Source organism: Saccharopolyspora sp. NPDC050642, assembly GCF_040654735.1.
Lineage (GTDB): Bacteria > Actinomycetota > Actinomycetes > Mycobacteriales > Pseudonocardiaceae > Saccharopolyspora > Saccharopolyspora elongata.
Window position 1 is genome coordinate 1 of record NZ_JBFAIN010000033.1, and the last position, 14,365, is coordinate 14,365.

15 protein-coding genes are annotated in these 14,365 nt (G+C 71.1%); 13 read left to right on the forward strand and 2 right to left on the reverse strand.

Features of this window, described 5'->3' with window-relative positions; genetic code table 11:
- Positions 1–123: 123 nt before the first annotated feature.
- On the reverse strand, positions 124–2,238 hold the full coding sequence (locus AB0H93_RS33950; protein ID WP_358578534.1) for an elongation factor G-like protein EF-G2: 2,115 nt from the start codon (positions 2,236–2,238) through the stop codon (positions 124–126).
- 209 nt (positions 2,239–2,447) lie between these two features.
- On the opposite strand from AB0H93_RS33950, the gene pdxS reads away from it, so the two are divergent.
- Positions 2,448–3,365: a pyridoxal 5'-phosphate synthase lyase subunit PdxS gene (gene pdxS, locus AB0H93_RS33955; protein WP_132483549.1), complete on the forward strand. Its 918-nt coding sequence runs from the start codon at positions 2,448–2,450 to the stop codon at positions 3,363–3,365.
- Between the two features lie 42 nt (positions 3,366–3,407).
- Here the strand turns inward: pdxS and AB0H93_RS33960 are convergent, their stop codons facing one another.
- Positions 3,408–3,980, reverse strand: coding sequence for an XRE family transcriptional regulator (locus AB0H93_RS33960; protein WP_358578536.1), 573 nt, complete (start codon positions 3,978–3,980; stop codon positions 3,408–3,410).
- Between the two features lie 69 nt (positions 3,981–4,049).
- Between AB0H93_RS33960 and AB0H93_RS33965 the strand changes: the two genes are divergently transcribed.
- The 12 genes from AB0H93_RS33965 to AB0H93_RS34020 all read left to right on the forward strand — a co-directional run bounded on the left by AB0H93_RS33965 (position 4,050) and on the right by AB0H93_RS34020 (position 14,198).
- A complete protein-coding gene (locus tag AB0H93_RS33965; RefSeq protein WP_358578538.1) occupies positions 4,050–4,757 on the forward strand; it encodes an AzlC family ABC transporter permease in 708 nt (235 codons plus the stop codon).
- A complete protein-coding gene (locus AB0H93_RS33970) occupies positions 4,754–5,065 on the forward strand; it encodes an AzlD domain-containing protein (RefSeq protein WP_358578540.1) in 312 nt (103 codons plus the stop codon). The genes AB0H93_RS33965 and AB0H93_RS33970 overlap by 4 nt, the downstream gene beginning before the upstream one ends.
- Before the next feature lie 129 nt (positions 5,066–5,194).
- Positions 5,195–5,863 carry a pyridoxal 5'-phosphate synthase glutaminase subunit PdxT gene (gene pdxT, locus AB0H93_RS33975; RefSeq protein ID WP_358578542.1) on the forward strand — a complete coding sequence of 223 codons (669 nt, stop codon included), beginning with the start codon at positions 5,195–5,197 and terminating at the stop codon, positions 5,861–5,863.
- Positions 5,864–5,878: 15 nt separating this feature from the next.
- Positions 5,879–6,631, forward strand: a complete 753-nt coding sequence (locus AB0H93_RS33980; RefSeq protein WP_358578544.1) for a YebC/PmpR family DNA-binding transcriptional regulator — start codon at positions 5,879–5,881, stop codon at positions 6,629–6,631.
- Between the two features lie 228 nt (positions 6,632–6,859).
- Positions 6,860–7,327, forward strand: coding sequence for a DUF4262 domain-containing protein (locus AB0H93_RS33985; RefSeq protein WP_235883461.1), 468 nt, complete (start codon positions 6,860–6,862; stop codon positions 7,325–7,327).
- Positions 7,328–7,450: 123 nt separating this feature from the next.
- On the forward strand, positions 7,451–8,023 hold the full coding sequence (gene ruvC / locus AB0H93_RS33990) for a crossover junction endodeoxyribonuclease RuvC (protein ID WP_358578546.1): 573 nt from the start codon (positions 7,451–7,453) through the stop codon (positions 8,021–8,023).
- A 120-nt stretch (positions 8,024–8,143) separates the two neighbouring features.
- Positions 8,144–8,743, forward strand: coding sequence for a Holliday junction branch migration protein RuvA (gene ruvA, locus AB0H93_RS33995; RefSeq protein WP_358578548.1), 600 nt, complete (start codon positions 8,144–8,146; stop codon positions 8,741–8,743).
- Positions 8,744–8,753: 10 nt separating this feature from the next.
- Positions 8,754–9,824: a Holliday junction branch migration DNA helicase RuvB gene (gene ruvB / locus AB0H93_RS34000; protein ID WP_358578550.1), complete on the forward strand. Its 1,071-nt coding sequence runs from the start codon at positions 8,754–8,756 to the stop codon at positions 9,822–9,824.
- A 327-nt stretch (positions 9,825–10,151) separates the two neighbouring features.
- Positions 10,152–10,544 (forward strand): preprotein translocase subunit YajC, encoded by a 393-nt coding sequence (gene yajC / locus AB0H93_RS34005; protein WP_358578552.1) that lies wholly within the window; start codon positions 10,152–10,154, stop codon positions 10,542–10,544.
- A 374-nt stretch (positions 10,545–10,918) separates the two neighbouring features.
- The gene (secD, locus tag AB0H93_RS34010; protein WP_358578554.1) at positions 10,919–12,475 is read left to right on the forward strand and encodes a protein translocase subunit SecD; all 1,557 of its coding nucleotides are present in this window, start codon (positions 10,919–10,921) and stop codon (positions 12,473–12,475) included.
- Positions 12,472–13,635: a protein translocase subunit SecF gene (gene secF / locus AB0H93_RS34015; RefSeq protein WP_358578556.1), complete on the forward strand. Its 1,164-nt coding sequence runs from the start codon at positions 12,472–12,474 to the stop codon at positions 13,633–13,635. The genes secD and secF overlap by 4 nt, the downstream gene beginning before the upstream one ends.
- Positions 13,636–13,640: 5 nt before the next feature.
- Positions 13,641–14,198, forward strand: coding sequence for an adenine phosphoribosyltransferase (locus AB0H93_RS34020; RefSeq protein ID WP_358578702.1), 558 nt, complete (start codon positions 13,641–13,643; stop codon positions 14,196–14,198).
- The last annotated feature ends 167 nt before the right edge of the window (positions 14,199–14,365 follow it).

The following is a 14,365-nucleotide window of genomic DNA, read 5'->3' on the forward strand; positions in this document are numbered from 1 at the left end:
CTTCACCCCCCCCAGCACACACCACCTCACGACCTCAGCCCCCATTCCACTGAGATCACCTCAATGGAAATCGAAGGTCCGATTTCCATTGAAATTGCGGGACCACGGGACCGGGCGCCCTGGTCACTTCTGCGGGATGAGGGACTCCGGCATCGGCTCGTAGCTCTCGAACTGCCGCGTGAAGGTCGCGCTGCCGGAGCTCAGCGACCGCACGTTCACCGTGTAGCGCACGAGCTCGCTCGCGGGCACGTGCGCGCGCACCACGGTCCACCCGCTGTCCTCCGGCTCCGTGCCGACGACCTTGCCGCGGCGGCTGGACAGGTCGCCCAGCACCGCCCCGAGGTGCTCGTCGGGAATGCGGACCGCGACCTCGTCGACCGGTTCCAGCGTGACCAGCCCCGCCTGCTCGGCGGCGGCTTTGAGCGCCAGCGCGCCCGCAGCCTGGAACGCCGCGTCGGAGGAGTCGACGCTGTGCGCCTTGCCGTCCACCAGCGTGACCCGCACGTCCACCAGCGGGGTGCCCTCGTTGATGCCCTTCTCGATCTGCGCCCGCACCCCCTTCTCCACGCTCGGGATGAACTGCCGCGGCACCGCGCCGCCGACCACGCGCTCGGTGAACTCGACGCCGGAACCGCGCGGCAGCGGCTCCACCTCGATGTCGCACACCGCGTACTGGCCGTGCCCGCCGGACTGCTTGACGTGCCGCCCGTGGCCCTTGGCGGGCTGGGCGAAGGTCTGCCGCAGGGGCACCCGCACCGGCACCGTGTCGACCTCGGCGCCGCCCTCGCGCAGGCGTTGCAGCACCACCTCCGCGTGCGCCTCGCCCATGCACCACAGCACCAGCTGGTGCGTCTCGCTGTCGCGTTCCAGCCGCAGGCTCGGGTCGGCGGCGATCAGCCGGTTGAGGTTGCGCGCCAGCGCGTCCTCGTCGCTGCGGGTGTGCGCGGTGACCGCGATCGGCAGCAGCGGTTCCGGCATCGGCCACGGCTTGAGCAGCAGCGGGTCGGACGGATCGGACAGCGTGTCGCCGGTCTCGGCCGAGCCGATCTTGGTCAGCGCGCACAGGTCGCCCGCGATGCATTGCGACACCTCGCGCAGGTTCACGCCCAGCGGCGAGTAGAGGTGCGCCACCCGCTCGTCCTCGTCGTGGTCCGGGTGCCCGCGCTCCGCCATCCCGTGCCCGGAGACGTGCACCGGGCGCTCCGGGCGCATCGTGCCGGAGAACACCCGGGCCAGCGACACGCGGCCCACGTACGAGTCGACCGAGGTGTGCACGACCTCGGCCGCCAGCGGCCCCGCCGGGTCCGGGGTGAGCGGGTGCGGGTCGCGGCCCTGCGGGTCGGTGAACTCCGGCAGCGGGTGCTCCAGCGGCGACGGGAAGCCGCGCCGGATGCCTTCGAGCACCTCGCGGACGCCGACCCCGGTCAGCGCGCACACCGGCAGCACCGGGTGCAGGCCGCCCTTCGCCACGGCCTTCTCCAGGTCGGCGATCAGCGTGTCCTCGTCGATCTGCTCGCCGTTGAGGTACCGGTCCATCAGCGACTCGTCCTCGCTCTCGGCGATGATCGCCTCGATGAGCTCGCCGCGCGGCCGGTCGATCTGCTCGCGCAGCCGCTCGTCGGCCGAGACGGTGCCGCCGAGCTCGTAGATCTGCTCGGTGAGCAGGCCGATCAGGCCGAAGAACTCGCCGTCGGCGTCGAAGTGCGGCAGGTACAGCGGCAGCACACCGGAGCCGAACGCGTCCTGGCAGCTCAGCAGCGCGGTGTCGAAGTCGGCGCGCGGCTGGTCCAGCCGGGCGATGAGCACGGCTCGCGGCATGCCGACCGCGGCGCACTCCTGCCAGATCGCGCGGGTCGCGGCGTCGACGCCTTCGGTCGCCGAGACGACGAACAGGGCGGCGTCCGCCGCGCGCAGCCCGGCGCGCAGCTCGCCGACGAAGTCCGCGTAGCCGGGCGTGTCGATCAGGTTGATCTTGACGTCGCCGTGGTTCATCGGCGCGATGGCCAGGCCGATGGACCGCTGCTGCTCGATCGAGGCGGGCTCGTGGTCGCACACCGTGGTGCCCTCGGTGACCTTGCCCGATCTGGGAATCGTCGAGGTGGCGGCCAGCATCGCCTCGGCGAGCGTGGTCTTGCCGGCGGCCGACGGGCCGACCAGCACTACGTTGCGGATCTTCGCGGGATCTGAGGGGGCCGGTATCGCCGGCCCTCCTACTGTGCCGCTTTGCTTCGTGCCCATGAGTACCCCCTGCGAGCTCCCGGCGACCGACTGTGTCTCCGATCACACACCTCGTGTTCGGGTCGTGCAAGGCCGGTGGTCACCCGGCATGGGAGTGATGTCGCCACCGGGGAAGTGGACTACCGGAAATCGCGGTTAGTGGACCGTGGAAATGGTCCAGTTCGGGAATAGCCTGGTCGCGGCAGAGCAGGACGACAGGAAGGCCGAAGGTGACTACCGTCGACGCCAAGGACACCGCCAACAACGCCCGGACCGGCACTGACGGGGTCAAGCGCGGCATGGCAGAAATGCTCAAGGGCGGCGTGATCATGGACGTGGTGACGCCCGAGCAGGCCAAGATCGCCGAGGCCGCCGGTGCGGTCGCGGTCATGGCGCTGGAGCGGGTGCCCGCCGACATCCGCGTCCAGGGCGGCGTGGCCCGGATGTCCGACCCGGACATGATCGAGGGCATCATCGACGCCGTCTCCATCCCGGTGATGGCCAAGGCGCGCATCGGCCACTTCGTCGAGGCGCAGGTCCTGCAGTCGCTGGGCGTGGACTACATCGACGAATCCGAGGTGCTCACCCCGGCCGACGAGGTCAACCACATCGACAAGTGGGCCTACACCGTGCCGTTCGTGTGCGGCGCGACCAACCTCGGCGAGGCGCTGCGGCGGATCTCCGAGGGCGCGGCGATGATCCGCTCCAAGGGCGAGGCCGGTACCGGCAACGTCGTGGAGGCGACCCGCCACATGCGGCAGATCCGCGCCGACATCCGGCGGCTGTCGGTGCTCGGCGAGGACGAGCTCTACGTCGCGGCGAAGGAGTTGCGAGCCCCGGTGCAGCTGGTCCAGGAGATCGCCAGGACCGGGAAGCTGCCGGTCGTGCTGTTCACCGCGGGCGGCATCGCGACCCCGGCGGACGCGGCGATGATGCGCCAGCTGGGCGCGGAGGGCGTCTTCGTCGGCTCGGGCATCTTCAAGTCCGGCGACCCGGCGAAGCGCGCCGAGGCGATCGTCAAGGCGACGACGTTCTACGACGACCCGGACGTGATCGCGAAGGTCTCCCGAGGCCTCGGCGAGGCGATGGTCGGCATCAACCTCGACGACCTCACCGAGCAGCAGCGCTACGCCCAGCGCGGCTGGTGACCCCGACGCGGCCGGGGTGCCTCCGGGCGCCCCGGCCGCGCGTCAGGCGTGTTCCATGACGAGGACCGCTCGGGTGGCCGGTTCGAGGGCTTCGTACATGTGGGGCACGTCGCCGGAGAACGAGATGTAGTCGCCGACCTCGAGCTCCACCGGGTTCTCCTCCGGGCCCGCCAGCAGGCGTCCGGAGGTCAGGACGACGTGCTCCACCGATCCTGGGATGTGGGCGTCCGCGTGGCGGACCCCGCCCGGCTCCAGTTCGAGGACGTAGAGGTCGCGACGGGCCCCGGTGCGGCCGGAGGACAGCAGCGCCGCGGCGTAGGTCGACTGCTCCGAGCGCACGAGCGGGACCTGGCCGGCCCGCACGACCCGCACCTGCGGCGTCGGCGGGTCGACGAGGCGGCTGAAGGGCACGCCCAGTGCCACGCCCAGCGCCCAGAGCGTTTCCACGCTGGGGTTGCCGGTGCCGGATTCGAGCTGCGACAGGGTGGATTTCGCGATCCCGGCGCGCCGGGCGAGTTCGGTGAGGGTCAGCCCGGCGCGGTCGCGTTCGCGGCGCAGGGAGGCGGCGATGGTCTCCAGCGGCGGCGCGGCCGCCGTGTTCTCGGTCTCACTCATGCCTGTTCGCTCTGTCGGTCCTTGGATTCGGTTTGACGAACAACGCCCTTGGTGTTCAGGATAACGAACGTGAGTACGTTAGAGCGAACACGAGCGGGATTCTGGCGGGACGCGCTGGTGCGCGACGTGCTGTCGATGGCCCTGGCGATGGCCATCGTCGGCGCGTCGCTCGGCGCCATCGCGGTCAGCAAGGGCGTGCCGCTGTGGATGATCACGCTGATGGGCGCGGTCGTGTTCGCCGGTGGCTCGGAGTTCATGGTGGTCGGCCTGGTCACCGCGGGCGCCGCCCCGGTCACCGCGGTGCTCGGCGGCCTGATGCTCAACGCCCGCCACCTCCCGTTCGGCATGGCGGTCGGCGGCCTGCTGGACCGCGGCTGGCCGAGCCGGCTGATCGGCAGTCACCTGATGGTGGACGAATCGGTGGCGTTCGCGCTGGCGCAGGGCACCACGGCGCAGAAGAAGCGCGCGTACTGGCTGACCGGCATCGCCCTGTACTGCGCCTGGGCCCCCTCGGTGTTCCTCGGCGGCCTGCTCGGCCAGAGCGTCGGCGATCCGGGGGCCTTCGGCCTGGATGCGGCGATGCCCGCAGCCCTGCTGGCCCTGATCATGCCGTCGCTGCGGGAGTTCCGGACCCTGCGGGCGGTCGCGGTGGGCGCGTTCGTGGCCTTGCTGACCACGCCGGTGCTGCCCGAGGGGCTGCCGGTGATGGCCGCGCTGGTCGGCCTCGCCGCCGCGCTGCCGCTGCCGAAGCGACTGGTGGGGGAGGAGGCCCGATGACTCTCGGCGTGATCTTCGCGCTGGCCGCCGGTACCTACGCCATGCGGCTGGCCGGCCCGCTGCTGCGCGGCCGGATCCAGATCTCCGAGCGGTTGGAGCAGCTGCTGTCGATCGCCGCGATCGTGCTGCTCGGCGCCTTCGTCGCCACCAGCACCGCGTTCGAGTCCGGCGGCTTCGCCGGCTGGGCCCGCTTCGCGGGCGTCGCGGTCGGCGGTGTGCTGGCCTGGCGGCGGGCGCCGTTCGTGTTGGTGGTGGCAGCCGCGGCGGCCACCACGGCCCTGCTGCGGCTCACCGGCCTGGCGGGGTAGGTCGCCGCAATTTCAATGGAAATCGGACCTTCGATTTCCATTGAAATTGCGGCAGTCGGACTGCCGGGGGCCTGCGGGCCGCGCATCCCGGCCTTCGGTTGTGGACGGAAGTGCAGGAGAATCGGAACCGTGACGAAACCCGTGATCGGAGTCCTCGCTCTGCAAGGCGGCGTCGCCGAGCACTTGGCCGCGCTGGAGCGCAGCGGGGCCGATGCCCGGCCGGTTCGCCGAGCGGAGGAGCTGGCGGCGGTGCAGGGCATCGTGCTGCCGGGCGGCGAGTCGACCACCATGACCCGCCTGCTCGACGCCTTCGAGCTCTACGAGCCGCTGCGCGAACGCCTCGCGGCGGGTCTGCCCGCGTACGGCTCGTGCGCCGGGATGATCATGTTGTCCCGCGAGGTGCTCGACGAGGACCGGGAACTGCCGGCGGTCCGCCCGCTGGGCGCGCTGGACGTCGTCGTGCGGCGCAACGCCTTCGGCAGGCAGGTCGATTCCTTCGAAACGGACCTGGAATTCGCCGGCATCCCGGACGGCCCGGTACACGCGGTGTTCATCCGCGCACCGTGGGTGGAGAAGGTCGGTGCGGACGTCGAGGTGCTGGCCGCGGTACCTGACTCGGGGCCCGATGACCCGGACACCACCGGGCGGGATGCGGCCGCCGGTAGGATCGTCGCGGTTCAGCAGGGACCGGTGCTCGCCACCGCTTTCCACCCGGAGCTGGTCGGCGGGGACGAGCGCGTGCACCGCTATTTCGTACAGATCGTCCGCGCGCGGCTTGGTTCCGCGGCGCAGGCGTAGAAAGACGGAGGAGAGATGAGCGGCCACTCCAAGTGGGCCACCACCAAGCACAAGAAGGCCGCCCTCGACGCCAAGCGCGGCAAGCTCTTCGCGAAGCTGATCAAGAACATCGAGGTTGCCGCTCGTACCGGTGGGGGCGATCCCGAGGGCAACCCGACCCTGTACGACGCCGTCCAGAAGGCGCGCAAGAACTCGGTCCCGATGGACAACATCGAGCGCGCCCGCAAGCGCGGCGCCGGGGAAGAGGCCGGCGGCGCCGACTGGCAGACGATCATGTACGAGGGCTACGGCCCCAACGGCGTCGCAGTGCTGGTGGAGTGCCTGACCGACAACCGCAACCGCGCCGCGGGCGAGGTGCGCACCGCGATGACCCGCAACGGCGGCTCAATGGCCGACGCGGGCTCGGTGTCCTACATGTTCAACCGCAAGGGTGTCGTGCTGCTGCCGAAGAACGGGCTCAGCGAGGACGACGTGCTCTCCGCGGTGCTGGAGGCAGGCGCCGAGGAGATCAACGACCTCGGCGAGAGCTACGAGATCCTGGCCGACCCGACCGACCTGGTCGAGGTGCGCAAGGCGCTGCAGGCGGCGGGCATCGAGTACGACTCGGCGGAGTCGAACTTCCTGGCCTCGGTCAACGTCGAGCTCGACGCCGATGCGGCCCGCAAGATCTTCAAGCTGATCGACGCCCTCGAGGACTGCGACGACGTGCAGAACGTCTTCGCCAACTTCGACGTGTCGGACGCAGTGCTTGAAGAGGTCAACGCGTAACCGTTGCGCAGCGGCGGCATCGCCACCGCCCGTGACCGATGGAGCGACCGGCCCCCAGCAGCGGGGCCGGTCGCTTTTGTCGGCCCGGGGATCCGGCGGACACGCGGCGTGCTCGGCCCGCTCCCGCCGGTGTCCACAGTGGCCGACGTCCGGGTGGCGGCGGGAGCGGATCTGCTCCGCAGGCAGAATGGCGCCGTGGTCGACACGGATGAGGCTCTGCGCAAGTGGATGGTGAACACCGCGGACAAGCACGGGGCCGCGGTGATGCACGTGGCGGGCGACGACAGCGGCGCGGCGTACGCGTTCTCGGTCGGCGCGTGGCGGCGCTTCGGCAAGCCCGAGGTCGTCGTGATCGGTCTGCCCAAGGAGGTCGCGCACGCGGTGGTCAACACCTACGTGCAGCGGGTCGGCGGCGGCGAGCGGTTCCAGCCGGGTCAGCTCTACGACGGCTTCCTGCAGGGCTGCCCGGTCACCTTCGAGAAGGTCGCGCTGCAGCACTACCCGGAGTACCTGGGCAGCGCGTTCCTGGTCTACAACGGGCCGGACTTCCCGGCGGTGCAGCTGATCGCCTCCAGCCCGGACGACGGCAAGTTCCCGTGGCAGCCCGACGCGCCGGGCGGTTTCCGCGAGTACCAGCCGGTCCTGACCGACAGCGGCCTCCCGGAATCCTGGACGCCCGGGACCGACGGTCCCTGACCGGCGAGGACGCCGCGCGACCTGACCCGGTCGGGTGAGGCGCGTGCGTGTCGGTGTGGTCGCGGGCGCTGGCGGTTAGATAGGGTTCGAACGAGTGTTCATCAGGCGGGAGCAGGTGGCGTCGTGCGCGTGCTGGGAGTCGACCCCGGGCTGACCCGCTGCGGCCTCGGCGTGGTCGACGGCGGCCGCGGTCGCGAGGTCGCCTGCGTCGCGGTCGGCGTGGCTCGCACCCCGCCGGAGGACGAGCTGTCCAGCCGGCTGCTGGCGGTGTCCGAAGTGGTGGAGCAGTGGATCGACGCGCACCGCCCCGAGGTGGTGGCGATCGAGCGGGTCTTCAGCCAGCACAACGTGCGCACCGTGATGGGCACCGCGCAGGTCTCGGGCATCGTGGCGCTGGCGGCCGCCCGCCGCAAGCTGCCGGTCGCCTTCCACACGCCCAGCGAGGTCAAGGCCGCCGTCAGCGGTTCCGGCCGCGCCGACAAGCGCCAGATCACCATGATGATCACCAAGATCCTCGGGCTGGCCGAAGCGCCCAAGCCAGCCGACGCCGCCGACGCGCTGGCGCTCGCGGTCTGCCACATCTGGCGCGCCCCGATGGCGGCCCGGCTCGCCGAGGCGGAGGCCAGGGCGGCCGAGCTCGCCCGGAACCACCGCGCCAGGCTGAAGGCCGCCGCGCAAGCCAACCGAAGATCGTGATGTTCGTCTTCGAAGCGGCGAAGCCGCTCAGCCCACGTGCGCAAGGTGGCCACCGGCGGGTTCTGAGGTTCCGCTGAGCGTTCACCTGCGCAGAACTAGCCCATGAGGAGGGATTTCCCGATGATCTCCACGGTCCGGGGTCCGGTGCTGTCCATCGGGCTGGACCACGCCGTGATCGAAGTCGGCGGCGTGGGCATGGCGGTGCACGCCACCCCGGTGACGCTGGCCGCCCTGCGCCGCGGCGAGGAAGCGCGGCTGTGGACGTCGCTGATCGTGCGCGAGGACTCGCTGACGCTCTACGGCTTCGCCGACGCCGAGGCCCGCGACCTCTTCGTGCTGCTGCAGACGGCCTCCGGGGTCGGCCCGCGGCTCGCGCTGGCCACGCTCGCGGTGCTCGCGCCCGACCAGCTCTGCCACGCGCTGGCCGACGGCAACCTGACGGTGCTCACCCAGGTGCCCGGCATCGGCAAGAAGAGCGCCGAGCGGCTGATCCTGGAGCTGCGCGACAAGGTCGGCGTGGTGGCCGGGACCGCGGCCGGGCCGGCCGCCTCGGCGGATCGCGGCCGGGTGCGCTCCGAGGTCTCCGAGGCGCTGGTGGGGCTGGGCTTCTCGGCCAAGCAGGCCGAGCAGAGCGTCGAGGCGGTGCTGGCCGCCGGCAACGGTGACCTGGACACCTCGGCGGTGCTGCGCAAGGCGCTGGCCACGCTGGGCCCGAAGTGAGGCCGGCCTGATGCACGAGGACAACGACGAATGGCCGCCGTCCGCTGACGGCGTCGCCCTGACCCCGCAGCAGGACCTGGGCGATCAGGACGTCGAGACGACGCTGCGCCCACGCAAGCTGAGCGAGTTCGTGGGCCAGTCCCGCGTGCGCGAGCAGCTGGAGCTGGTCCTGCACGGCGCGCTCAAGCGCGGCGAGCAGCCCGACCACGTGCTGTTCTCCGGCCCGCCCGGGCTGGGCAAGACCAGCCTGTCGATGATCATGGCGACGGAGCTGGGCGCCTCGATCCGGGTCACCTCCGGCCCGGCGCTGGAACGCCCCGGCGACCTCGCGGCGATGCTGTCCAACCTCGCCGAGGGCGACGTGCTGTTCATCGACGAGATCCACCGGATCGCCCGGCCCGCCGAGGAGATGCTCTACCTGGCGATGGAGGACTACCGGGTGGACATCGTGGTCGGCAAGGGACCGGGGGCGACCAGCATCCCGCTGGAGCTGGCCCCGTTCACGCTGGTCGGGGCCACCACCCGGTCCGGAGCGCTGACCGGGCCGCTGCGCGACCGGTTCGGCTTCACCGCGCACATGGAGTTCTACTCCGCGGCGGAGCTGGAGCTGGTGGTGCGCCGCTCGGCCGGGATCCTGGGCGTGGACCTGCGCGACGACGGGGCGACCGAGATCGCCCGCCGGTCCCGGGGCACGCCGCGGATCGCCAACCGGCTGCTGCGGCGGGTCCGCGACTTCGCGGAAGTGCGGGCCGACGGCGTGGTCGACCGCGAGGTCGCGCGCGCCGCGCTGGCCGTCTACGACGTCGACGAGATGGGCCTGGACCGGCTGGACCGGGCCGTGCTCGCCGCGCTGGTCAAGTCGTTCCACGGCGGCCCGGTGGGGGTTTCGACGCTGGCGGTCGCGGTCGGCGAGGAGCCGAGCACGGTCGAGGAGGTCTGCGAGCCCTACCTGGTGCGCGCGGGCATGATCGCCCGCACCCCGCGCGGCCGGGTCGCGACGGTCGCCGCGTGGCAGCACGTGGGCCTCACGCCGCCGCAGCACGCGCCCGGCGAGGCGCAGACCGACTTCTTCGCCGAGTGATCCAATAGTGACAAATCGCCGATACTGTGTGCGTCGCCCAGCCATCGGCTCGCAGCCGGGGCGCTGGTCCGTGCTTGCGGCGTGACGTTATCCTCCTCACGTCCCGCTCGGTGGTGGTGAACCGCGCGAGGCGGCACCACCGGACGGGTGGTGTGCCGCGCGGCAGGCACGAACCGCGCCCCGCGCGAGAGCGGGGAGACTCTCCTGGTTCCCAGCGGGAGAGGACGTCGACCCGAGTTGACCTGGCACACTGGGGCAGAACATCCGAACAATTCGGGCGCAGTACTGCGAGGGCTGGGCCCCGAAGCGTCCGCTGAACGGAGCACGATGGACCTCCAATCCCTGATTCTTCCGCTGCTGATCGTCCTGCTGGCGGTGCCGCTGTTCCTGCAGGCCCGCAAGCAGAAGCGCGCCGTGGCCGAGCAGCAGAAGCTGCAGAACTCGATCGAGCCGGGCGACAAGGTGATGACCACCTCCGGCGTGTTCGGCAAGGTCGTGGCCACCAGCGACGACACCATCGACCTGGAGCTCGCCCCGGGCATGACCACCACCTGGGTGCGCGCCGCGGTCCGCGAGAAGGTCACCACCGACAGCGCCCCGGCCGCCGAGGCGGTCGAGTCGACCGAGTCGGCGAAGACCGAGGAGGCCCCGGCCGAGGCCGCGGTCCCCGAGTCGAAGGCCGAGATCGCCGAGCCGATCGAGAAGCAGAAGACCAACTGACAGCAGGCGCAACGCCTCCCCCGGGCGCCGCAGGGCGCCCGGCGGGCGGGTTCGTCGCCGCCAGGTCGTGACGCGGGCACCGGGTTTCCGGGCCCGCGTCCGTGCGTAGTCGTCGATCAACGCACGGTCGCCACCCGGATCGCCGGAGCCTGCGCCCGGCCTGTCAGACTGGACCGAAGGAATTCGGCGATCCGCCACCATTGGTGGCGAAGATCGCCAACAGATCGCGCCGATCGGGGAACCTGGCGAGCCCGGCTGTAGGTTGGCGTCGAGCGGGCGGAACCGCTCGTCACAGCTTGCGCAGTTCGGTAGGCGACGCCTACGCGAACCGACCGCGCACCCGATACGGACCGTGGACAGGAGACTGACGCACCGTGGCACCTCCGGCCGGGCAGATTCGCCCAGGGCGTTATCTGGCGATCTTCGCGCTGATCGTCGTGGGGCTGTACGCACTGGTGTTCTTCACCGGTGACGGCAAGCCGACGCCGAAGCTCGGGATCGACCTGCAGGGCGGCACCCGCGTGACGCTGACGGCCCGCACGCCGGACGGTCAGCCGCCCACCAACGAGGCGCTGAACCAGGCGCGGCAGATCATCGAGACCCGCGTCAACGGCATGGGCATCAGCGGTTCCGAGGTGACCCGGGACGGCAACAACCTGGTGATCACCGTGCCGGGCGAGGGCGGCGAGGAAGCCAAGCAGCTGGGGCAGACCGCCGAGCTGAACTTCCGCAAGGTCGTCAACGCGGTGCCCGCGGCGCAGCCGCCGGCGGGAACCACCCCGCAGGCCGCGCAGCAGCAGGGCCCGGGCGACCAGCAGAAGGCCATCGACGAGGCGAAGGCGCTCCGGCAGAGCACCGACCCGAACGTCCAGCTGCAGGCGCTGCAGACGCTGAACTGCACCGCGGACGACCCGCTGCGCGGCAACGACGACCCGAAGCTGCCGCTGGTGACCTGCGACCGCGAGGGCCAGCAGAAATACCTGCTGGAGCCGGTGTTCCTGCCGGGCAAGGAGATCGCGAACTCGCAGGCCGTGCCGCCGAACCCGCAGGCCGGGCAGCCGGGCTGGACGGTGTCGCTGGACTTCAAGAGCGAAGGCGCCAAGGTCTGGGCCGACTTCACCTCCGCCAACGTCGGCCAGCAGGCCGCGTTCGTGCTGGACACCGAGGTCGTGTCGGCTCCGCAGATCCAGACGGCCCTGCTGGGCGGCAACGCCAGCATCAACGGGCAGTTCAACCAGGAGACCGCCACCGACCTGGCCAACATCCTCAAGTACGGCTCGCTGCCGCTGGCCTTCGACCAGTCCGAGGCCGAGACGGTCTCCGCGACCCTCGGCGTGGCCTCGCTGGAGGCCGGCCTGATCGCCGGTGGCATCGGCCTGATCCTGGTCGCGGTGTACTGCCTGCTCTACTACCGGCTGCTGGGCATCCTGACCGTCCTGTCGCTGGTGCTCTCCGGCGGCGTGGTCTACGGCGTGCTGGTGCTGCTCGGCCGCTGGGTCGGCTTCACCCTCGACCTGGCGGGCATCGCCGGTTTCATCGTCGCGATCGGCATCACCGCCGACTCGTTCATCGTGTTCTTCGAACGGCTCAAGGACGAGATCCGCGAGGGTCGCACGTTCCGCTCGGCCGTGCCGCGCGCCTGGACGCGGGCGCGGCGCACGATCCTGTCCGCCGACGCGGTCAGCTTCCTGGCCGCCGCCGTGCTGTACGTGCTCGCCGTCGGCCAGGTGAAGGGCTTCGCCTTCACGCTGGGCATGTCGACGGTGCTGGACCTGGTCGTGGTCTTCCTCGTCACGCACCCGCTGGTGGCGATCGCCTCGAAGAACAAGTTCCTGTCCAAGCCCTCGGTCTCCGGCCTGGGGGCGGTGCAACGGCTCGGTGACCAGACCCGGGCCGCCCGCAAGGCCGCGACCACCGCCAAGGAGGCGTGAAGGTGACGACTCCAGGAACCGAAGGCGCACGGCGCGAAAGCGTCTTCCACCGCCTCTACACCGGCACCGGGGCCTTCGACATCATCGGCAAGCGCGCCCGGTGGTACATCTCGCTGGGCCTGCTCGTGCTCGTGTGCCTCGGAGCCATCGGATTCAAGGGCTTCAACCTCGGCATCGACTTCGAGGGCGGCACCAAGCTCCAGCTGCCCGCCGTCGGCGCCCAGGGGCCGATCCAGACCGACCAGGTGCAGAACGCATTCCAGGACGCGCTGGGCCACCCGGCCGAGACGGTGCAGATCGTCGGCGCCGGGGCCAACACGAGCATCCAGATCCGTTCCTCGGCGCTGACCCCGGATCAGGTGGCAGCCGTCAAGCAGTCGCTGTTCACCCAGGTGCAGCCGCTGGACGTGCAGGGCCGACCGAGCGAGCAGGTCATCAGCGACAGCGCGGTCAGCGGCACCTGGGGCGGTGAGATCACGCAGCAGGCGCTGATCGCACTGGGCGTGTTCCTGGTGCTGGTCACGATCTTCCTGGCGTTCTACTTCGAGAAGTGGATGGCGGTGGCGGCGCTGGTCGCGCTGCTGCACGACGTCGTGGTCACCGCGGGCATCTACTCGCTGGTCGGCTTCGAGGTCACGCCGAGCACGGTCATCGGCCTGCTGACCATCCTCGGGTTCTCGCTGTACGACACGGTGGTGGTCTTCGACAAGGTCAAGGAGAACACCCGCGGCCTGCTCGGGCTGACCCGCCGCACCTACGGCGAGGCGGCGAACCTGGCGGTCAACCAGACCCTGATGCGCTCGATCAACACCTCGGTGATCGCGCTGCTGCCGGTGATCGGTCTGCTCGTGGTGGGCGCCGGGCTGCTCGGCGTCGGCGTGCTGCAGGACCTGGCGCTGGTGCAGATGGTCGGCATGATCGCCGGCGTGGTGTCGTCGATCTTCCTGGCCACGCCGCTGCTGGTGGACTTCAAGATGCGCGACCCGAAGTACCGCGAGCACGCGGCGAAGGTGCGGCAGCGCCGTGAGCGCGCCGCCGCCAAGGCTGCGGGCGAGGACGTCCCGGCCGAGCCGAAGCACGCGGTCGCGGCGGGCACGGGCCCGCGTGGTGGGCGTCCCGGTGCCAAGGCCGGTCGCCCGTCCGGGAAGCGGCGGCGTTGACCGCGATGGAGGAGACGGCCATTTCCGTGCAGGTGACCGATGCGACCGATCATGCGCTCCGGCAGGCGGTCGGGCTGATCCGCGAGGTGCCGGACTTCCCCGAGCCGGGAGTCCTGTTCCGCGACATCAGCCCGCTGCTCGCCGACGGCGCCGGGCTCAACGCCGTGGTGTCGGCGCTGGGCCGGGACATCGAGTTCGACGTGGTGGCCGGCGTGGAGGCGCGCGGCTTCCTGGTCGGCGCGGCGGTCGCGCAGGAGTTCGGCACGGGCGTGATCGGGCTCCGCAAGCCCGGCAAGCTGCCGGTGGTGGCGGACCGGGTCGACTACACGCTGGAGTACGGCCACGCCACGCTCGAACTCCCGGCGGACACGCTTCGTGCCGGTCAGCGGGTGCTGATCGTGGACGACGTCCTGGCCACCGGCGGGACCCTGGGCGCGGCTTGCCGCCTGGTCCGGCAGGCCGGTGCGGAGGTCGCGGCGGCGGCCGTCGTGCTCGAACTCACCGCCCTCGAAGGCCGCGACAAGATCATGGGCGAAACCGTCCGGACCCTGCTGCAGGCCTGATCCGACGAGGTGAGCGCCGCCCGCGACCCGGTCACCGGGACGCGGGCGGCGCTTTCGTCGCTGATCGGTGCGGCTGAAGTTCGCTCGTCCTTCACCTGCGCCAGGTGACCGCTGGGCGTATCACACCCATACCTGGGAAGGTCCGTCGCTCGGATGGCGTTATTCTC